The 19332-nt window shown below is 37.7% G+C and carries 27 protein-coding genes and 1 tRNA gene; all 28 read right to left on the reverse strand.

Annotated features, from left to right (window positions below; translation table 11 throughout):
* Positions 1-74 precede the first annotated feature (74 nt).
* The gene (pilL2, locus tag C3Z13_RS00520) at positions 75-635 is read right to left on the reverse strand and encodes a PFGI-1 class ICE element type IV pilus protein PilL2 (RefSeq protein ID WP_181021974.1); all 561 of its coding nucleotides are present in this window, start codon (positions 633-635) and stop codon (positions 75-77) included.
* 212 nt (positions 636-847) lie between these two features.
* Positions 848-1306: a PcfJ domain-containing protein gene (locus C3Z13_RS00525; protein ID WP_103854656.1), complete on the reverse strand. Its 459-nt coding sequence runs from the start codon at positions 1304-1306 to the stop codon at positions 848-850.
* 397 nt (positions 1307-1703) lie between these two features.
* The gene (locus tag C3Z13_RS00535; RefSeq protein ID WP_103854658.1) at positions 1704-2444 is read right to left on the reverse strand and encodes a hypothetical protein; all 741 of its coding nucleotides are present in this window, start codon (positions 2442-2444) and stop codon (positions 1704-1706) included.
* 125 nt (positions 2445-2569) lie between these two features.
* Positions 2570-2935, reverse strand: a complete 366-nt coding sequence (locus C3Z13_RS00540; protein ID WP_103854659.1) for a hypothetical protein — start codon at positions 2933-2935, stop codon at positions 2570-2572.
* An 83-nt stretch (positions 2936-3018) separates the two neighbouring features.
* Entirely contained in the window at positions 3019-3573 is a 555-nt protein-coding gene (locus C3Z13_RS00545; RefSeq protein ID WP_146256843.1) for a hypothetical protein, read from the reverse strand.
* A gap of 242 nt (positions 3574-3815) precedes the next feature.
* Entirely contained in the window at positions 3816-4463 is a 648-nt protein-coding gene (locus C3Z13_RS00550; protein WP_103854661.1) for a DUF3560 domain-containing protein, read from the reverse strand.
* A 111-nt stretch (positions 4464-4574) separates the two neighbouring features.
* A complete protein-coding gene (locus C3Z13_RS11570; protein WP_181021975.1) occupies positions 4575-4712 on the reverse strand; it encodes a hypothetical protein in 138 nt (45 codons plus the stop codon).
* 10 nt (positions 4713-4722) lie between these two features.
* On the reverse strand, positions 4723-4992 hold the full coding sequence (locus C3Z13_RS00555; RefSeq protein WP_146256844.1) for a hypothetical protein: 270 nt from the start codon (positions 4990-4992) through the stop codon (positions 4723-4725).
* 91 nt (positions 4993-5083) lie between these two features.
* Entirely contained in the window at positions 5084-5380 is a 297-nt protein-coding gene (locus C3Z13_RS00560) for a hypothetical protein (RefSeq protein ID WP_103854663.1), read from the reverse strand.
* Positions 5381-5444: 64 nt separating this feature from the next.
* Positions 5445-5882: an STY4534 family ICE replication protein gene (locus C3Z13_RS00565; protein ID WP_103854664.1), complete on the reverse strand. Its 438-nt coding sequence runs from the start codon at positions 5880-5882 to the stop codon at positions 5445-5447.
* A gap of 862 nt (positions 5883-6744) precedes the next feature.
* Entirely contained in the window at positions 6745-7131 is a 387-nt protein-coding gene (locus C3Z13_RS12550) for a topoisomerase DNA-binding C4 zinc finger domain-containing protein (RefSeq protein ID WP_281258749.1), read from the reverse strand.
* Positions 7101-7274, reverse strand: coding sequence for a hypothetical protein (locus C3Z13_RS12555; protein WP_281258750.1), 174 nt, complete (start codon positions 7272-7274; stop codon positions 7101-7103). Before C3Z13_RS12555 ends, C3Z13_RS12550 begins: the two co-directional genes overlap by 31 nt.
* Positions 7246-8769: a DNA topoisomerase 3 gene (locus C3Z13_RS00570; RefSeq protein WP_281258751.1), complete on the reverse strand. Its 1524-nt coding sequence runs from the start codon at positions 8767-8769 to the stop codon at positions 7246-7248. Before C3Z13_RS00570 ends, C3Z13_RS12555 begins: the two co-directional genes overlap by 29 nt.
* 543 nt (positions 8770-9312) lie before the next feature.
* A complete protein-coding gene (locus C3Z13_RS00580; protein WP_146256845.1) occupies positions 9313-9816 on the reverse strand; it encodes a hypothetical protein in 504 nt (167 codons plus the stop codon).
* Positions 9817-9839: 23 nt separating this feature from the next.
* On the reverse strand, positions 9840-10313 hold the full coding sequence (gene ssb / locus C3Z13_RS00585; RefSeq protein WP_103854666.1) for a single-stranded DNA-binding protein: 474 nt from the start codon (positions 10311-10313) through the stop codon (positions 9840-9842).
* 243 nt (positions 10314-10556) lie between these two features.
* On the reverse strand, positions 10557-11054 hold the full coding sequence (locus C3Z13_RS00590) for a DUF3158 family protein (protein ID WP_181021976.1): 498 nt from the start codon (positions 11052-11054) through the stop codon (positions 10557-10559).
* On the reverse strand, positions 11041-11799 hold the full coding sequence (locus tag C3Z13_RS00595) for a PFL_4669 family integrating conjugative element protein (protein ID WP_103854668.1): 759 nt from the start codon (positions 11797-11799) through the stop codon (positions 11041-11043). The genes C3Z13_RS00590 and C3Z13_RS00595 overlap by 14 nt, the downstream gene beginning before the upstream one ends.
* Before the next feature lie 277 nt (positions 11800-12076).
* On the reverse strand, positions 12077-12439 hold the full coding sequence (locus tag C3Z13_RS00600) for a hypothetical protein (RefSeq protein WP_146256846.1): 363 nt from the start codon (positions 12437-12439) through the stop codon (positions 12077-12079).
* 96 nt (positions 12440-12535) lie between these two features.
* Positions 12536-13318: an STY4528 family pathogenicity island replication protein gene (locus C3Z13_RS00605; protein ID WP_103854670.1), complete on the reverse strand. Its 783-nt coding sequence runs from the start codon at positions 13316-13318 to the stop codon at positions 12536-12538.
* Between the two features lie 74 nt (positions 13319-13392).
* The gene (locus C3Z13_RS00610; protein WP_245872485.1) at positions 13393-13953 is read right to left on the reverse strand and encodes a DUF2857 domain-containing protein; all 561 of its coding nucleotides are present in this window, start codon (positions 13951-13953) and stop codon (positions 13393-13395) included.
* Positions 13954-13955: 2 nt separating this feature from the next.
* Positions 13956-14693, reverse strand: a complete 738-nt coding sequence (locus tag C3Z13_RS00615; RefSeq protein WP_181021977.1) for a hypothetical protein — start codon at positions 14691-14693, stop codon at positions 13956-13958.
* On the reverse strand, positions 14662-15324 hold the full coding sequence (locus C3Z13_RS00620; RefSeq protein WP_181021978.1) for a ParB family protein: 663 nt from the start codon (positions 15322-15324) through the stop codon (positions 14662-14664). The genes C3Z13_RS00615 and C3Z13_RS00620 overlap by 32 nt, the downstream gene beginning before the upstream one ends.
* The gene (locus tag C3Z13_RS00625) at positions 15290-15709 is read right to left on the reverse strand and encodes a ParB family protein (protein ID WP_103854674.1); all 420 of its coding nucleotides are present in this window, start codon (positions 15707-15709) and stop codon (positions 15290-15292) included. The genes C3Z13_RS00620 and C3Z13_RS00625 overlap by 35 nt, the downstream gene beginning before the upstream one ends.
* Before the next feature lie 51 nt (positions 15710-15760).
* Complete coding sequence (dnaB, locus tag C3Z13_RS00630; protein WP_342750323.1) at positions 15761-17104, reverse strand: replicative DNA helicase; 1344 nt, start codon at positions 17102-17104, stop codon at positions 15761-15763.
* Positions 17105-17106: 2 nt separating this feature from the next.
* Positions 17107-17949, reverse strand: coding sequence for a ParA family protein (locus C3Z13_RS00635; protein WP_103854675.1), 843 nt, complete (start codon positions 17947-17949; stop codon positions 17107-17109).
* Positions 17950-18016: 67 nt separating this feature from the next.
* Positions 18017-18103, reverse strand: a tRNA-Leu gene (locus tag C3Z13_RS00640).
* Positions 18104-18343: 240 nt separating this feature from the next.
* Complete coding sequence (locus C3Z13_RS12560) at positions 18344-18472, reverse strand: hypothetical protein (protein WP_281258752.1); 129 nt, start codon at positions 18470-18472, stop codon at positions 18344-18346.
* Complete coding sequence (locus tag C3Z13_RS00645) at positions 18426-19262, reverse strand: mechanosensitive ion channel family protein (RefSeq protein ID WP_181021979.1); 837 nt, start codon at positions 19260-19262, stop codon at positions 18426-18428. The genes C3Z13_RS12560 and C3Z13_RS00645 overlap by 47 nt, the downstream gene beginning before the upstream one ends.
* Between the last annotated feature and the right edge of the window lie 70 nt (positions 19263-19332).

Raw genomic sequence — 19332 nt, forward strand, 5'->3', positions numbered from 1 at the left:
ATTTTGCCATAGTGATATTCCTAAACTATGTTTTTAGAACATTTTTTCATCAAAAATGTTCTATTTAGTTATTTTCACTTCATTTTAATATAAACGTTAGTCTCTGCAGGTATTGGTAATGCCAGTCTACGCTCAAAACAAACTTCACGCTTGGAATCATTAACCGTTAGCTCATGAGCTTCTCCAGCAAGCATTTGGAGTGCATCACGCAACTTCATTGGGCCAAATTTGTAATGGACTTTAGGGAGTGGAAGATTGAATAGATGAGTGATTTCTGGACTAGACAAGCGACATAGTGTATAGCCTGTATTATTTAGTGTCTTTTCAAGCCCCTGACGAACAGAAAGGAGATATTTATTTGTTCCTTTCCCTACCATATTGACCGACACTAATTGGTCCAATAAATATTTTTGCCCGCCCATTGGTGAGGTGCTAATAAGCGTATATCGGTCATAACGTACCACCTCGGGGTATTTTTGATATTCTGATGATTGATAAATATCTTCTTGAACGACTCTCGTTAACTGAAGAGGATCAGGTTGGATAGGTTGAGGTTCTTCATGATGCGGTGCTTTATTGGCGCAACCTGTTAACAAAACACCACATAAAGCGAAACAAAAGGGAGATTTATTCATATATTGCATCCTTTAGTTAAATGGGATTAGAGAAAATAACTATCGGAAGCACTATGCAGAAAAATAATGTGATTTTTAACAGAAAATGAAATATGAAATCTTAACGATTAAATCTATTAGGAAATTTTAAAAGATCATTCCCTCCCTTCAAATGACAAGGCGTTTATCAAAAGAGGCAGTGGCTTACTTTTCGATGATCTTAATACGTCTACCTAGTTCATTTTTGCCTGATTATTAACACATAGAGAATCATTGAGAACAAGACAAAATTGTTTCGCGATATACTCAAGATATTGACTCACAGACTGATTACTTTTACCTCTATGTTGCTCAATTTGCCATTGTTGATTTTGTTTATTTCGATATAAACCCAGCGTAGAATAATGTTGCTTGACTTCTTTTCCTAACTTTTCAGCATATTTTACGGAAAACACTAAATAACATCCTGCATGACATCGTTCAGTATAAGTAAAGATGCAATGCCTCATTCGTTGTCCTTCCTCATAGAGAGCTTTACCTGTCGTCAATGCGGTAAACTCGACCTCTTTAATCTTATAGTAAGGTATATAGCCATCCCAAGATTTTAAAAGCTGTTGTTGATGAATTTCATCTTCCCGCCGTTGCTGTTCTTCAAGGAGTCTACGATGCCACAATTCACTTCGTTCGACCAAACGTCCCCACGTCTACGGCAAGCCTCGTTGCTGCTCATTATCTCTGGCTAAATAGTCAATAATGTCATGGAATCTACCGTTCATATCCCCTTTCAAATAGCTTCTTAATGCCTTAATACCCTCGTTTTTCCAATAGTCTACGGCATATCGGATAAATAGCCTAAGTAAACGTTCCTTGTTCTTATCCGAGATATGTCGATAATCGAAAAGATGCCCGTACATAAAAATTGTTATTTTAAGGCATACTGGAAGTTTTTCTGAGATACCCGGTTGCATCAATACAGAAAGGACATATTTGCAATAAGACCAATTGTGGTATTGCCAAACGCGAATAAATTGGGGAGATTGTCTTTTTATCCAACGCCATTGCTGCTTGCTCTCACAATAAGGCAACGTATCAGTACAAATTTTTTTGATTTGACTGTGGCGTTTCACCGTCACTAGGCGCAACCCAATAGTGATAGCTAAATAGATTGGGATCATCCCAATAGCGAGGATTAATTTGACTTAATAAGGGGAAAAGATTGGGGTATTCACAGGTTACGCGTGCTAATTTGTCAATATGTTTTTGATAAAAAAGGTAATGCCCCAAATGCACTCGATGTCCTTCTATTTTGATAACAGTCGAAACAATAGACTTATCCCAAAAATATTGCCATAACCATTTTGTCAGGCGTTTTGTATGGTTAGCATAGTTTTGTAATATAATACTACGACGCTGTAAGTATTTTTTTAGGATCTCAACCAGTTTATCCTCATAATGCAGCAAGCTATTTTTATTCTCAAGATACTTTTTCCTCAAATACGCTACAATCTTTCTAATGACATTATCTTGTATAATGATTAAAGATTTTAAAAAGGAAGATTCAAAAAAAGGTATCGTATAACAATATTTCAGGTCTTTTTTTGCTCGTTCTTTCTTCCATTGTTGTGATACCAAGCACCAATATTCAACACGAATTAGCCCCGTTTTGTGGTTTTTAGTATAACGATAGAAATTAAACAACGTCAAAACAGCCTCTGTTTCGGTATTTTCCAAACGATAGACCTCATAAAACTTATGCTCAAAAATAAAATCTTTGCAGCTTTGATAAAACATCGTCAGTTTTGGACTGCCAAATAAATTTTTCTTTACCATATACCCCTCAAATAGTGAAGCAATGATCATTGGATAAAAAAGAAAAAAATGTAAGTAAAAAACAATTTTAAAATGACAATAAAAAACCCGTTTATTACATAATAAATGGGTTCGTGAGTTAAATGTTAATGTAATGTGGATTTGATTTCTTCCACTTTTGCCATAAACTCATCAAGCGTATTAATCGCTTCACCATCAATACAAAAATGGCTATCAAAGTCATTCACAAAGGTAAAAACATCGATGCGTTCGTCATCTTCGGCTAAATCAAGCTGCTCAAAGAATAGGCATTCCAACCGACCAATAACCAGGCTTTGGTAAATATTACCAAGGTGAGGAATTTCCTTACAACCTCGTGCAATCTCCCAAACCTCTTCATCTTCAACGCTGGCATCAAAATGAAAGAGAATCGCTTCCCAGTCCGCTAAATTTTCACTTACCCCACCCATATAAAGCAGAGGTACCGTGTTATAGGTTCTGTTGTAGTACATATGTGTTTCTCCTAAATAATCAATCAGAGAGAAACACACCCTAGAGGGAAGTATTTCCCTCTAGGGTTAAGATGGTGTAATAATTAGTTTGCCCGTACAGATAAAGCCACTTGTCCTTTTTCTTGTTCAATGAGCATTAAGGCATCATTGAGCAAACGATGAACTTGCTTTTTCCATTGCTGTAATAATTCCCACGGATTTTGTGGTACTTCAGCAAAACCACGCTGTTTTGTAAGTTCAATGACACATTGAGCTTTGTGCATAATGCTTTCAAGCTCAATGAGCAAACTTTTTACCCAGTACGTTTTACCTGGCGAGATAAAAGAGAAATTACGCATTTGTGCATTGATTTGTTCCATTGCCTCTAACGCCTGCTCTGAGATTAGTTGAAAATCCCAGTGTGTTGGTTTGAGCTCGAATGGACGCCCAAAAGCTAAAAGTGCGTGACTGCCATTTAACAATTGTTGACATTGTTGAATAAAGGCTGGGTTTTGCATTGTTTTTTGAAAACAAGCATGTTCTGGCTCAAACGCCTGAATACAGGCAAAATCCATACTCATTGATTCATCACATTCAATTTCACGTTGGCACTGTGATAATTGACGATAGAACCCTTTCACTGAGGACAGATGAGTCAACTCACTGACACGATCGCAGAGTTTATAGGTTAAATAGATGAATCGTTGCTGAATATTTTTTACGGTTTCATCGTAAATTTGAGCCGACTTCCAAAACTTGGTTTACCGTTAATGTTGTCATGGTGTTTCTCCTTAATTGATAAAAAATGAAAGGGAAACGCCCCATAAGGGAATGTTTCCCCTATGGGTGAATAAAGTGCGGTCAATTTTCACCGCACTTTTAACGTTAAAGATAAATGCAATTAGCCCCAAAGCCGCTGAGCTAGCTCAACTTTTTTCGCCAATTCATTAACTGCTTTTTTAGCATAAGTTAATGAATATCGACTCAAGCGTTTTTCTGGATTTTCTTTTAGTTCTTGATGATTAGCTTTGGCTTTTTCCAACTCGAACTGAAAATACGCAAGACTTTCTGGCATAGATAAATCAATGACGTCTGCACGCTCTAGCCAATAAGGGATTTTGTCCTCATTGTGCTCAGCTTTTTGCATTTCTTCGACTGCTTTATCCATACGTTTGGCATTACGCTCAATTAAGGCACGATGTCGTCTTTCGCTATGATGTCCCACTTTAATGGGTTCACCGAGGCTTAAAAACTCACGTCCTTCATTTGCAGCTTCACAATACTGTTCACTACGCGTTTGTGCATTGTCTGCCACCGTTTGATAATGTGCGGCTTTTTTAAGTGCATAGGTCTGACGGTTTAATCCATCACAACGCACGAAAGAATAAAAATAGAAGTCATCTTGTTGCTTCACAAGGTTATAGATTTCTACTTCCGTTTCTTTCCCATATTTACTGGTTAGCGTGACAATATCCCCTCGTTGATGAGGTTCAGCACATTTCGCCAAAAATACGTTTGGGACAAATTTTGCATAAGTGTTAAGTGACATAAGATATTCTCCTAATAAAATGGGGAATATCTGCCCCACAAGGGAAAATATTCCCCTATGGGTATTGAACGGAATCTACTTATTCAAAATAAGCAGATTTAATGTGAAATGTTAACGGGATTTGGCTCGTTTATCTGCTTTCGTATTTTTACCTGAAATCAGATCCCAATTAGCCCAATATACCAAGGCAGTAAAAGTACCTGCAGCCAGGACTAACACACTTGATACACCTAATAACCACCAATTCATACAAGCCTCCTTAGTGATGTTGCTTTATGTGTTTTACTGGTTTTTTTGTCTTTTTATTCATTATATCTGCCACATAATTAAGAAGCAAACCAAGCATCCAAAAGCTCACACCAACGATTAAGAGGGAGGATGCCTCCATTTCATTAATATTGTCTTTGGATAAGACAAAACCAACCAATCCCACACCAGCAATTGCTCCCGCTTTACGAAAATCATCTGCGATATATTGCAATATTTTCGCTGGGATTTTGCTAAAAAATTTGTGAATCATTTCGTTCACCGCCTTTCATAAAAAATTTAGGGAACGCCCCCACAAGGGAAATCATTCCCTAGGTGGGTAAAATGAATGTTAAAGCTAACAATCCAAAAAGTTAATCATCACGATAAATATCACCTGTCACCGTGTTGACTGCGCCACAAATTTGCTGCGCTTGAACATCGTCGTTGACGGTTTTCACATTCCCTGATATATCACCTTGAATAGCAACATCACCATTGACAGTCTCAACGTGTCCTGCATTACCTGTAACGACAATATCAGTAGCATTGTTTGCTTCAATGTGATTCACATTGCCAAAAACTTCAATGTGTAAAACAGGGGATGTATCAAGCGTGATCATTGCAATTTTCATCACTTGTTTACCGTTGACATAAATGCCTTGTTTCATTGTTTATTTCTCCAAAATGGTTGAAAAAAAGACTGACATCTATTGTCAGTCTTTATCAGTAAAGTTACGCTTGAGGCTTTTCGGAATCTGATTTTTCAGCTTCACTATACTTCAATTCACCATCAACTTTGACAGACTTGATGCGAATTAAACGACCTTTAAGCATTGTGCCAACATCACCTTTTTTGTGATATCTGCTCTCTGCTGTATAGGTAAAGGTATCTACCCACAAATCTGCAATCACAAATGAAATTAATACTTTTTTCTCCGCATTAACCGCATTTTGACAGCGACGAATAAGATTTGCAGTCTCCTCACCCACAACATTCACATCGAAATAACGATATTCTGGCTCTTTCGCATCACCCGTTAATGCAGCAATACGACAAGCAAGGAAAGGCTTACCTTTTTTCGGCGTGACTTCACGGATATTATTCAAACATCCAATACCTTGTGTGTGTAAATTGAAGTAACCGCTAGTTGGTTTAGATTGAGTAGTCATAATAAGTTTCTCCATAAATAAAAAAGACGGAGAAACATTTCTACCCAACACGGGAAAAATGTTTCCCGTCAGGGGTTAATTGATAAGAGGTAAAAGGTACACTCGCAAAAAATAGATGACGAAGAACGATTTTTTGTAATGGCTTTTCAGAGTGCTGAGCCAAATATGGGCTAATGAACTCTCTCTATCTACATAGAGCGTCGCTTTTCAAGAGTTCTGCGACTTATCAAAGTGCTATCAACGATAGCAACCTAACTAATCTGTAATGTACAATAACCTAAAACAAAATAGAACAATTAATTAAATATTACTATAGAATAGTTAAACTTGACCATACAAGACAAAATAAAAAGAAAAGCCCCGAGAAGTATTCACTTCTAGGGGCTTGACTAAAACAAGATAATAATCACGATTAACTATTTGATTAAATCAAGATAAAGATGACCATATAATACAGAAAATCGTTGAATAGTTTCTGTTCTCGTCAAGACATCACTATCCATTTTACTCCATACTACCCAATAACAATGTGGTCATTTATTGGCATAACGCGCACCAAAATTGGCACAAAGGGCACTCGTTTTTTTTCACCAGCGAGCTCTGGTAAAAACAAAGATACATTACTGCAAAGAAGAAAATGGACGCGCAGCCCCATCACCCAAAATGAATAATCCACTTTCTTCTTTGCAGTAAGCAAGATAAAAATAAGGTAAAAGATACACTCGCAATTCTATTGCCGTCTTTTTCAGAGTGCTAAAGAACGTTTGGGATGTGTAGTTTTACGCTTGACCTAAACTACAAAAAGGTCATCAAAGCTTAATTATTGTATCACTAGATACTCGATTAAAAAAGGTTTCCCCATTTATAGCAACTGCCCACGTACTTGCGAGGCTATTGAAACCGGCTTTCTTCCTCTTTTCTTTTTTACCCCAATATTTTCAATACCATTACAAGTAGGATATTTGGAGCATCCCCAAAATGGCCCATTTTTGCCAGCCCGTTTTACCATTGGACTATCACACTTTGGACATTTTTTTATTTCTATTTGTCCCATTTTAATCCCTTGCTGCATACAGGAGTTCATCAAATGACGAATAAATGCCTCTTGTTTTTGCATAAATTCATCAAGTGACAATAGCCTTTCGGCGATCTGGTTGAGTGCTTGTTCCCACAGCGCTGTAAGACCTGGATTTTTAAGTAAATCGGGTAAATTATCAATTAAGGTATTCCCCTCCACGGTCGCAAACAATGATTTACCTTTTTCTTAATAAATCCTTTTTGTAATAAAGTTTCAATGACACCCGCACGAGTAGCTTCGGTGCCCAATCCTTCAGTTTCCCGTAATCTTTGTTTTAAACGTTCGTCAGTAACAAAACGCGCCGCATTTTTCATCGCACTTAATAGCGTTCCCTCGGTATAATGTGGAGGGGGGAGAGGTTTTTAATGATTTCACTTCGGTATTTTGCACCGCACAAACTTCATTTTGACTAAGTTTAGGTACACATTGTTTCTCGCTTTCCTCATTGTCATCATCAGGGCTATTACCAAATAACATTTTCCACCCTTGCGCAACAATCACTTTACCTCTTGCGATCAATTGATGATTGACTGATTGTAATTGTATAGTTGTTTTATCTGCTTCAAAATATGGTAAAAACTGAGCCAAGTAACGCCGACAAATTAAATCATAAACTTTGCGTTCATCTTCATTCATTTTAGTTAATGACACATTTCCAGCTGTTGGGATAATGCCATGGTGAGCCGTTACTTTTTTATCGTTCCAGGCGCGAGATTTTTGCGATAAATTTAAGTGCGGTGCAATTTTCTGCCAATTTGGATTCACATTGAGTAGGCTTTTAATAATTTTAGGCACATCCGCAAATTGGGATTCGGGCAAATAACCACAATCTGTTCTAGGGTAAGTTGTTGCTTTATGTGTTTCATAAAGGGATTGCGCGATATCTAAGACTTGTTGTGCCCCCATGCCATATAATCGGTTACACTCACCTTGTAAATCACTTAATGCAAATAAGAGTGGTGGTGCATTTTTCTCTCGCTTAGTTTCTACATTCAATACTTGAGCTGTAGCAGATTGACGAATTTGTGCCTCGGCTTGCTGTATAACTTGGCTATTTAAACACAATCCTGACTCATCCAAATAATCTTCTGGAACAACATATTGTGCGATAAATTGAGCCTGCTGCTGTGTAGTGAGTAACACGTTTAATGCATAATGGTTTTTAGGCACAAAATTTGCGATTTCCCTATCTCGATTAACGACCATGGCTAATGTGGGACTTTGTACACGACCAACGCTTAATGGTGACCCCTGGTACCCTTTTTGCTGAGCCAATAACGTAAATAATCGAGAAAAATTCATTCCGATGAGCCAATCTGCACGACTGCGCCCTAACCCCGCATAATAGAGCGGTAAGGTTTCCTCATTACTTTTTAATGAACCTAATGCTTTTCTGATGCTGGCATCATCAAGTGCTGAGAGCCATAAACGCTGAATATGTCCGCGATAACCTGCAATCTCTAATAATTCTCGGGCAATCATTTCTCCCTCACGGTCAGCATCGGTCGCAATAATTAAACTTTTCGCTTGCTTAATCAATTTTATGACCACGTTATACTGTTTCTTACCTTCCTTTTTAGGAGATAAGCCCCATTTTTTCGGGATAATCGGTAATGTTTCAAACGTCCAACGCTTATAAGCAGGATCGTAATCTTCAGGTTGAAATTGTTCGACTAAATGACCAAATCCCCAAGTTACAAAAACAGATTTATCTGCATTAGCAAGAAATCCTTCACCTCGATGCGTTGCGCCAAGCACTTTAGCAATATCATTCCCTTGAGAGGGTTTTTCACATAAAAATAGCTTCATCTTATTCACCGTAAAATAAATTTTTAAGCTCAGGTCTATCGGTTTCTGAAATGGTTAATATCGCTAAAACAATTTCTTGACAATACTCACAAGATTGAATGTAATGACCAGCGGAACCAAGCATTAAATGCGAATGCAGAAAATCCCTCTAGTCATCAGGATAAATATAACCGTGCAGACTTGTTAGATAGTCTTTTATTCTTCTATGTCTGCCTGTATAACCCAATCTTCAAGCTCTATCTGAAATTCATGCAATACTTGATGGCGAGTTCGAGGAAAAGTCATTGTTATCTCCGCTATATTAAATTAAGCACATCATTTTTATATTTAACCAATAACAGTGTTCACTAACAATTTTTTATTCTTTCTAATCAAAAGATAGATATAAAAAAATTAACCTAAAAAAACTTTATTAAATAGATAATAAAAAAACTCTCGATTTTCATCGAGAGTCAATGCGAGATTTAGTATTTGTTATATTTATAATGTTATTTTGGCAAGAATGAGAAAATAAAAGTAGCGTTATCTATTTTTTGCTAATTTTTATTTAATTGCCGTCAAAATATCAGATTTAATTTCTGCTGCAAACTCAGTACTTCCACGCGTTTTCCAATAAATCTTGGTTCCCGTTCCATTTTTCTCTAATGTCACTACCGCATAAAAACGGCTATTGGCATTATTAGGCGATTTAGGATTAGTAAAAACATCTGCCATCTGATAATAAACACCAGGGTTCACTTCATGGATAAATCCACGATTGTCTAATTCAGCATCATACAGCTTACGGCTTGATGAATCACGCGTACCACTGAGCTCTTCTGTTCGTGTAGTAAAACCAACTTGACGTTTAATCCGAACATATAATGTATCAATATCACGCTTAGATTCAATGCTCCCTTTGATGGTCTGTTTATCTGCATTCATTTGTCTATTTAATTGAGCCGCCCAATCACCTACCTGTTGATTAAGTGCAGAAAATTCAGCACAACCTGAGAGAAGAATGCCTAACATAAAAAGTGCGGTTGTAATTTTTAATGTTTTCATCATACCTGCCCCATATTATATGTGACTCAAAACGGAATATCATCATCTAAAGGAATTTCATTAATCTCTGGCTGTGGTGCCGACGTTGATTGTGGAGCATGTTTTGGAGCTTGATGCTCAGACTGTGCAGGTTGAGCATATTGGTTACCACCTTGACCACGATCTGTACGACTATCTAGCATTTGAAGTACATCGCCTTGAATTTCTGTAGTGTAGCGATCTTGTCCATTTTGATCTTGCCATTTACGGGTTCTTAAACGCCCTTCAACATAAACTTTTGAGCCTTTACGTAAATACTCTCCGACAATCTCAGCTTGACGACGATAAAAAACGATACGGTGCCATTCCGTTAATTCACGTTTTTCACCTGTATTCTTATCTGTCCAACTTTCACTGGTTGCCACACTAATATTAGCAACAGCTTCGCCATTCGGCATTGTTCTCACTTCAGGATCTGCACCAAGATTCCCCACGATAATGACTTTATTAATCCCTGCCATAATGTTGTCCTCACAAATGATGAATAATTGATGTTATTTGTATTAAACGTGATTTTAAGTAAGAAAGGAGTAATTAATTAAACTTTATTTCTAAAGAGTTACACATAGACTCCTCACCATCAATGCACGCGACATTGCTTTTTCTCGTCAAAGGTAAGGGGGCTTGCTCCCTTACCTTTAAAAGGCCTTTTAGTCTAGGCTTTGCATACAACCTCAAATCTAGGATTTACCTACAAGAAAAATCTAGGCTTTACCTACAAGATTAGTCGTAATATTTTCGACCTGCGCCAATTTATCCCGACATTCTTTTAGCTGGCGAAGTATATGCACAGTGATAGCCATCTGCATATTTAGAACAATTCGTTCTTTTTCCGCCTGAAGCAATGCTCCCTTAAGCTCACTAGGTTGGGTTGGAGCAGATAATACCTCTTGAACGATTAACTGACCGTTCTTAGTATTATCAAAATTACGCCAACGTAAATAGCTAGCACCAGAACGACTTGTATTATCTTTAATAAATCGAATAGGTAAATGCCTAACAAGATTAGTTGATATCCCTTTAATCATCTCTGGTTGCAAATTAACAAATCCCTGACGCAACCTATTAAAGTCCTCAATGAGATTATCAAACTGCGCCAATGAATCAATGGGACTAAAAAGATTTCGCATCATCTGATGAAGATTTGTCTTCTGCGTCAATTCTCTATACATCCCCTCTGGGATTAAACTATATATGTTCATTCTTCGCCTCATATTCTGAATCTAAGCTCGTCACCTCACCCAATTCTGCTTCAGAACTCAACTGTCTAATGACTGGAGCAAACATAGCACGACGCTCGCCACTTAAAATATCTTGAGGTAATTCTAATTTAAAGCGTGCCACACACTCTTGATAGCGTTGGTTATTTTCAAGTGCATCTTGTCGAGTGATGCCTGAATGGCGATAGGTTTCAACCACCCCAAAGCATTTACGGATAAGTCCAGCCCCTGCTTCTAACCACTCTCTGGCTTGTTCTTTAGTCATAAGGGCAATATGGCTGGCGGTCATAACAGAACGTGCAAGCACATCAAATTCAGAAAGTAGGTAAATGAGTTTATAACCGAGTTGTGAATTCACAAAAATAGGGTAGGTTACGGGCGAAATATTTTCGCACCGTGATATATCAATATTATCTGGTAAATTCTGGTTATATACATCAACAAGATCATTCACCAGCTGTTTCATATTGTCCGTATAGCTCAACACTTTTTCCTCAAACTGAATCAAATACCAGTCTGCATAAGGATCGTCATTTGTGGCATCTTTTTGGATCTGCGATAAGATCGCAAGGCACCCAGGCATACTCATAATAGGGGGCTTTACAACTTTATCGCCATCACGTACGACGGTACGTCCCAACCATAGTCGTGTGGCATACTGAGAATGCAAGGTAAGCGTAATATTACTACGTAAAGCTCCAAGCTCTTGGTTGTAGTCTTGAGTCATATATTTTCTCCTGTGAAGTTATGTATTTTTCGTACACCATAAATTATATCTATTAGGCTTATTTTTTGTACAAATAAGCACTGACTGCGCCAATTCATATATTTTTTGTACAAACTGCCACCAGTGGTGCCACTTAGTCTATTTTTTATACAAACTGGCACCTAGGGTGCCACTCAGTATGTTTTTTGTACAAACCGCCACCAGTGGCGGCACTTAGGCTGTTTTTTATACAAACTGGCGCCAGTGGAGGCACTTAGTATATTTTCTGTACAAATTGCTATCCCCTTAAATTTGCCCGTAATTGTTGAGCAAGGTTGGCTACAACGGCTTTCGTGTGAGCCATATCGGTATTAGTTTGAGTATTTGCCTCTAACAAGCGTCGAGAGCTCACTAATCCAGTCTGACAAGGCTTAGTCTGATTTTTTTGCTGACTCTGTTTGTCCTGCCAATAAGGTTTAAACTCCCCTGACTGCGCTTTACGAATAATGCCAAAAATATACCCTAAAGGGTTTTGAATATTTCCTCGATGAATGCGTTGCTCTGCTTCAACCAAAATAGCTTGTGCAGTCTCCTTATCCAGCTTATTCAAGGCTCGATAAACGGTTTCTGTTTCTAATTTGCCTAAATTTAAACAATTCAAGCTATCGTACAGTACAGTACTTTTTTAGTATTTAATACAGTACTAGTACTCTCTGAGTTCCCATTTGGAACTAAGCCTAAAATCAATGACTTATCTTCATCTTGATGACTGAGTTCCGTATTGGAACTCAGTAAAATTGACCTTTTTCACTGAGTTCCCTGTCGATTTTCCAAGTTCCTTATTGGAACTCAGTAACCTTTGCTGCGTTTCTTTAATGGCTTCATCCACATTCTTAGCTAATGGCGTAATTGGAGAACCAATGTGGAAACCCTGTTTATGTGCTTGATAACGTGCTTGTATTGCCTCAATATGAGAGACAAGAAGCCATAACTGCGCATCTTGATTGAGCATATCGTCAATAATACGTATCGCGACATCTTTAATTAAAGGGTCTTTATGTTTCACTGATTTTTCAAGCAAACGGAGATAGTCATCATTCAGTTGCAAACAATCAACGACACTTAATGGCTCATCATTCATTACATAAACATTACCTAGAATTTGCCCTCGTTCATTTCTGACCGTCTCACACAAGGTCAACCACCTTGTTAGACGTAACAGTAATAATGTTTGGCTGATCACTTTACGGGAAACACGTTTCCCCTCAAATGCACGTTCAGACAGCCATAACGAAAGTTCATCATAGGATGGAAACGCTGCCCCCTGAAATTGGTAAGCATTCAGTTTTATCAATTGCCAAGCAAGTTTTGCTCGAGGCGTTAAATAACTATCAGTTAATAGCCGTAAAGGGACACTTTCATGCCGATTACCAACAAAGAGTAAACCTTGAAAATCGGCCCGCTTTTTCTGTTCTGCTTTTTCTATCAATTTTTGTTTTGCAGACTCTGCGAAATGCCCTATAATCTGTGTCGATTTCATTAGCTGAATCCTCCTATTTATATAGCTGAGAAAATCATATAAACCGAGAAAGCGTCCACTTTCTCGGTTTTTTATTACAGTCCATTTTTCTGCCAACCAATGACTAATCGAGAGACTTCAGTCAGGCTGACCTGAGATTCTTCTGCGATATACATTAGTAAATCAAATCCCTCAAAGGTAAGCGATACATCATAGGAAACAGATTGCTTATGCTTTTGCCATAAGTCCCAGATTTTATTTTCTTCTTCCTCCGTGGCATTTCGTTTACGTCCCATAGACTCATTAATACCAAGTAAACGACGTCGTGCAGACACTTCCGCTGAACTCCAACCAAATCGACTATGCAAGATTTCTGATGATGCCCCGAGTTGTAATGCTCTATCAATGGCATTACGTTTTCGGGTTTCTTCTCTGACTGATTCAATCAAACTCCAAAAGGCATTATGATTAACCTTAATCTCCGCAAAATTAATTTTACTTTCAGCTAAATCACAAATTTCTTGTGTCGATAAATTACATAATTCAGTTAATTCTGTTTCATCAAAACCAAGTTGAGTACAGTAATTAATTTCACCACGACGAATATGGTTAATTAAATTGTAAATGATGGCTTGATTTAAACTTGCATTGACCATAGTTATTCTCCTGCTCGAGATTGTTCTTTGATATAACGCACTACGCGTAATAAACGGATAAGACGGACTAATAGCAAATCATCAATTGCTGGTTCTTCTTGATAAGAGCCAACTAACCAGGATGCAGATAAACGCAATTCAGTATCAGAAATTGGTACCTCCTCAGTGGCACAAGCACAAAGAAATTGATAGACAAATGAAACCAAAGGCGTAGGCTCAGTAATGTCTAACGGTAAGAGATTAAAGCTATAATCGACAGGTTGCTTTACAACATGTTGGACTAAATGCGCTAATCCCACACTTTGGGCTATTTCAAGCGCTAGGGTAAAGGCATCCATCTTATGTTTACGTTTCGGATAAATTTTCCATAAATTTGTTACTGGACATTTACCCACATTAGCAAATTCTAATCCATTAAGTTGTGCTTCTTCTGCGCGTTGTGCTTCTGGGTTCACACCTGGAACAAAACCTAATTCTTGATAATGGGTATGGATTGCCCGATTTAATTCATTTTCATCTGAATTAACGAGTTCAGATGGCAAAAGAGTAGAAATGCGCTCTTCAGAGATATCTGGGCTGTTAGCATCAGAGGATAAGGGGCCCGTCATTTCAGTTATGCCATCAAGTACTCCCGAATCCAACATTGTCTCTATGCTATCTTTCTGCATTTGGAGGGAAGATATAGCTTGTTCCTCGTCGGTTTCTCCATTATTGTCTCTTTGTCCCCCCACCGTTTTCACTCCCTTGAGCGCGTAAAGCGCTTTCTGTGGCTAATTGAGTAATATGTGGTTGCTTTTCAATTAACCGTCTTAATTTACGCTCCTCAAGATCGATATCTATTTTTAACGTATCGTAAGAGACCTCATAGCTAAATGCTTCACTTAATTTGCCTATCAGGCTGTCTTGAAAGGTTTCTATGGCAAACTCCGTAGGATCTTCATCAAAACCAGATAAGACATTCATCCAAACTTCATCAAAGGTTGCATGAGGAGAATGCTCATCTTTATATTTATCCCACGCTGATTGGGCATTACGATGAATATGCAATAATTTTTCTATTTGAGCTTTACCTAAGCCATCTAATAGAATGTTGGGAATATGAGGATATAAGTAGGTTAAGCATTGCTCCATACGAGCAAGTATCTGATGAGATATTGGATATCCATTCTCACCTAATTTTTCTGAGAGCTTACGATGAGAAAAATATTCTTTATATTTTTCTTCATATAATGCTTTCACCTCTCTAATCCCTAAGGCTTTTTCAATAAAAGACAACTCCCCACGAATATCATTTTCGGCTAAATGCCCAATCAAAATATTTAATTTTGAATTAATATCATTTGCTTCCCCCCTCCCAAGGTTTAAACACACATTCAATTGACCAAAAACGGGGATCTTGGGTTTCCTTAAATAATTCATTCAAGGCTTGCAGACGAGTATTTCCCCCGTCTGCAATGGTATAAAAATCCTCACCAGGACGTTGAGTGATATTCGGTGCATGATCTAGCCCACGTGCTTTAATTGAAGCTTTAATTTCTTCATAAGCTGGATTTTTGGTTTTACGCGGATTCCCTTCATAAGGACGTAATTTATCTAATGTCACCACGATTAATTGTTTTCTTTGTGGCATCACTGGTACAGCTTGATGATACTGTGGCGTATGATTTTGAATCGCGGGCTCAGTTAATCGTGCAAACATATCTTGACGACGATCTTTTGGTTTTCCAATAAATGGATTTGATTTTCTTCCGTTCATAATTCTCTCGCTTAACTGACAAGTCGCTGATATTCATCAGCAGATAAATTTTCAAACAAAGGAAAATTCGCCTCTAAACTTAGCCATTACCGTACCTATTGGACCATTACGTTGTTTGCCAATAATAATTTCAGCTATCCCTGGATACTCTGTATTGTTGTGATAGACTTCATCGCGATAAACAAACAAAATTACATCCGCATCTTGTTCAATACTGCCTGATTCTCGAAGATCAGCTTGTAACGGACGTTTATCCGCACGTTGTTCTAAATTACGATTAAGCTGTGACAGGGCGATAACTGGACAAGCCATTTCTTTTGCTAAGGCTTTTAACGCGCGGGAAATAGAAGAAATTTCCTGAGTGCGGTTATTTCCATTTTTAAATTCTGGGTCAGACATTAATTGAAGATAATCCACAATGATCAAGCCAGGTTTGCCATATTTACGTGCATTACGACGCACTCGGCTACGCAATAATTGTGGCGTGAGATAACTGCTATCATCAATTAAAAAATGCCCTCTCCAATTCTCTCTTATATAGATAAACGCCTCATTGAAACGGGCGAGATCTTCATCTGAAAGATGAATCGCTTGGCGATATTTTTGCATTGATACTCGTGTTCGCATGGATATCAGTCTTTGCATCAACTGTTCAGCGGGCATTTCAAGGCTAAAATACTGCACGGTAGTATCCTTTTCTTTAAGATGTTCTAATGCGGTTTCAGCAAATTTTAATGAAAGGGCAGTTTTCCCCATAGAGGGGCGAGCGGCTAGAATAATTAAATCCCCATCTTGCGCACCCGATGTATTGTTATCAAGCCTATCAATCCCAAAAGGCACACCAGTAATACCAGATTTATTTTCAAAATTTGCGTCTATCTGATCTAAGATATTTAACATCACTTGATTCAAATCTACGGTGGTATCTATATCAGCTTGATTAAATACAATCTCCGTTAAGGATTTTTCTGTTTGTTCAATCAAGGATTCTAATTTGTCCCTAGAATTGATTTTGATAGTTTCTGCTCTTAACAAATTACCTAATGCAAATAATTTACGAGCTTGACTATCATTTCTCACAATATCAGCATAAGCAAGGATATTAGATGCACTCGGGGTTTCTTTACATATCTCTGCTAAATAAGCTAATCCTCCGCATTCTTCCAGTATGCCTTTCTCTTTTAATGTGCGTTCTAAAGTAAGCAGATCGACGGATTGTTTTCTTTCGATAAGCTCCCTGATTGCGCTATAAATTTGTCGATGTTCATGATGATAAAAATTATGCTCAGTTAATAAGAGGCTGACATCATCCCATTTATCATTAGATAAGATTAATCCGCCAAGTACTGATTGTTCTGCCTCAAAAGAATAGGCGGGAAATGGTTTACTGCTCATTGTTATTCACCTCGTTTTGTTTCAGTTTGGAAATGCGCTTTCCAACAAGGGAATAAGAGTGAACATAATTGACGAATGTTTTCTGCCTCTATTTTATTATGTCTATGGACAGGTAACGCTCGACTTGCTGCTTCTCGATAAGCTATTCGATGAGGAATTTCAAAATTGATGAGTTCAATTTGTGAATTTTTTTCAGCAAGATTAGAAAAAATGTCGTAAAGATTAGCAACAATGTCTTTGGCATCACGTGTCCTATCAAGACAATTAATGACGGCTTTTAAAGGGGGAAGTGAAATACCATACCCCGTAAAAATACTTAATGATTCATAGAGATTGATAGTTCCTCTCACAAACTCACGTGCAGACACCAGCTCAGGTTTAATTGGAGAAATCACAAGATCACTTGCCAATACGGTCATATCTACCGTAATACCTCGTGTCCCACGCGTATCAATAATAATTAAATCATACCCTTCAATTTTTTTAATTAATTCGCGGAATTTTAAAATCCCACCCGGTAAAGTATTTAACTCTGTAGTAAGACGGTCTAGTGGATCATTTGACTGAATCACATCTAAATTATCAAATTCGGTCTGCGTAATAATTTTGGCGATAGGTAAATCTGGGCGATTAAATAACTCATAGAGCCCAAAGGGCGATTGATTGGAAACATGATAATAAGAAGATAAGGTTGGTTGCGTGTCCGTATCAATCATTAAGGTTTTTATACCATGATCAGCACAAAACGCACCAATGTTTGCAACATTGGTGGATTTAGTTACACCACCTTTAGTGGAGATAACAGAAACAACGAGTGAGGAGTTTTTTGATATTAAACTTTTCATAACAAATTCTCGCATTGAAAATTAATGGAAAATTTGCTCTATTGTGATCAAATAAGGAGATATAGAATGGTGCCAGTGGCCGGACTCGAACCGGCACGCTTTTAAGGGCGGCGGATTTTGAATCCGCTACGTCTACCAATTTCGTCACACTGGCTAAGGCGTTTGAGAAAACAACCTAATGTGTTGTCGATGTGGTGAATTATACGGAGTTGATTTTTGCTTGCAAGTAAAATTTATGAATTTGATGATGAGTGAAGTTATTTTAGTCAATTTTAAAGTGCGGTAAAAATTTTTATGATTTTTCACCGCACTTTGTAAGTGAAAATAAAGAAAAATACCTTTACTCGGCATAAAAAAGCCTATCATTACAGATAGGCCAATGCTTTATTTTATCTTATTGTGCTTTTGTCGCTAATTCATTGTCATTGATTTGAATGGCTTTATCGAACAAATTCACGCCGCCTTTTACGCCGAAATCAAGCGTAGTTACGTTGTAAGCAATGCTGATATTTTCTTGTTTCAAAGCGTTTTTTCAGCGCCATAATGGCTTGGCTTTTGGATTCTAAATAGTCTTCATAGGTAACGAAATCCACCCAAAAACGAATGATGAAATCGAAAGTTGAACTACCAATATCGGTGAAGTAGAAGTTGATGTCATTTTTATCGATCACGAAATCCCATTCTTGCATTAAATCTAAGGTAACTTGGCGAACTTTGTCTAAATCATCACCATAAGACACGCCTGTTGATAAAATAACGCGACGTTTTTTCAGTTTGGAATAGTTAAAAAACTCATCGCTATAAATCATCTGATTTGGGATCAGGGCGGTTTCGCCTTCAATGGTCATTAATTCTACTGTTACCAAGCCGATATTCACTACTTTACCAATAGAATTATTAATATTGACCCAATCACCAATTTCAAACGGCTGTTCTGATTTAATCAATAAGCCAGAAAAGGCATTAGAAGCAATATCTTTAAAAGCAAACCCAGCGATGATGCCTACAATCCCCGCACCAGCGAGAAGATGAGTGAGAAAAGAGGCGAGATGTAACACTTCTAAGGCAAGAATGATTCCAAAGAACCAAATGAGAATTTTTACGCCAATTTCTATTCCTTTTGCCGCTCGCGGATTTGCAGGGAAAAGGCGACGATAAATGCGTAATGCTGCCTTACTTAAGATTTTTGCTAAAAAATAGAACAGGGTAAGCAAAATAATGGCAGAGAGGATATTGGGAATAAAGCCAATTAGCCAGTCTTTCCATTGAGAAATCGTGTGAGTTACCAAGGTTAATGAATTGTTTTCAGTCATAAAATTTCCTATCATAAATAATCAAAAGAAAAGCCATTTATAAAAAATGGCTTTTTTATACCGCACTTGG

Origin of the sequence: Avibacterium endocarditidis (assembly GCF_002921145.1) — a bacterium.
In the GTDB taxonomy this organism is placed as follows: Bacteria; Pseudomonadota; Gammaproteobacteria; order Enterobacterales; family Pasteurellaceae; genus Avibacterium; species Avibacterium endocarditidis.

Bases quoted from the DNA above. Each gene is read 5' to 3' on its own strand.
- pilL2 (WP_181021974.1), bottom strand. From the start codon at position 635: ATGAATAAATCTCCCTTTTGTTTCGCTTTATGTGGTGTTTTGTTAACA.
- C3Z13_RS00535 (WP_103854658.1), bottom strand. From the start codon at position 2,444: ATGGTAAAGAAAAATTTATTTGGCAGTCCAAAACTGACGATGTTTTAT.
- C3Z13_RS00540 (WP_103854659.1), bottom strand. From the start codon at position 2,935: ATGTACTACAACAGAACCTATAACACGGTACCTCTGCTTTATATGGGT.
- C3Z13_RS00550 (WP_103854661.1), bottom strand. From the start codon at position 4,463: ATGTCACTTAACACTTATGCAAAATTTGTCCCAAACGTATTTTTGGCG.
- C3Z13_RS11570 (WP_181021975.1), bottom strand. From the start codon at position 4,712: ATGAATTGGTGGTTATTAGGTGTATCAAGTGTGTTAGTCCTGGCTGCA.
- C3Z13_RS00560 (WP_103854663.1), bottom strand. From the start codon at position 5,380: ATGAAACAAGGCATTTATGTCAACGGTAAACAAGTGATGAAAATTGCA.
- C3Z13_RS00565 (WP_103854664.1), bottom strand. From the start codon at position 5,882: ATGACTACTCAATCTAAACCAACTAGCGGTTACTTCAATTTACACACA.
- C3Z13_RS12555 (WP_281258750.1), bottom strand. From the start codon at position 7,274: ATGAAAAATGCGGCGCGTTTTGTTACTGACGAACGTTTAAAACAAAGA.
- C3Z13_RS00570 (WP_281258751.1), bottom strand. From the start codon at position 8,769: ATGAAGCTATTTTTATGTGAAAAACCCTCTCAAGGGAATGATATTGCT.
- C3Z13_RS00580 (WP_146256845.1), bottom strand. From the start codon at position 9,816: ATGATGAAAACATTAAAAATTACAACCGCACTTTTTATGTTAGGCATT.
- ssb (WP_103854666.1), bottom strand. From the start codon at position 10,313: ATGGCAGGGATTAATAAAGTCATTATCGTGGGGAATCTTGGTGCAGAT.
- C3Z13_RS00590 (WP_181021976.1), bottom strand. From the start codon at position 11,054: ATGAACATATATAGTTTAATCCCAGAGGGGATGTATAGAGAATTGACG.
- C3Z13_RS00595 (WP_103854668.1), bottom strand. From the start codon at position 11,799: ATGACTCAAGACTACAACCAAGAGCTTGGAGCTTTACGTAGTAATATT.
- C3Z13_RS00605 (WP_103854670.1), bottom strand. From the start codon at position 13,318: ATGAAATCGACACAGATTATAGGGCATTTCGCAGAGTCTGCAAAACAA.
- C3Z13_RS00610 (WP_245872485.1), bottom strand. From the start codon at position 13,953: ATGGTCAATGCAAGTTTAAATCAAGCCATCATTTACAATTTAATTAAC.
- C3Z13_RS00625 (WP_103854674.1), bottom strand. From the start codon at position 15,709: ATGAACGGAAGAAAATCAAATCCATTTATTGGAAAACCAAAAGATCGT.
- dnaB (WP_342750323.1), bottom strand. From the start codon at position 17,104: ATGAGCAGTAAACCATTTCCCGCCTATTCTTTTGAGGCAGAACAATCA.
- C3Z13_RS00635 (WP_103854675.1), bottom strand. From the start codon at position 17,949: ATGAAAAGTTTAATATCAAAAAACTCCTCACTCGTTGTTTCTGTTATC.
- C3Z13_RS00645 (WP_181021979.1), bottom strand. From the start codon at position 19,262: ATGACTGAAAACAATTCATTAACCTTGGTAACTCACACGATTTCTCAA.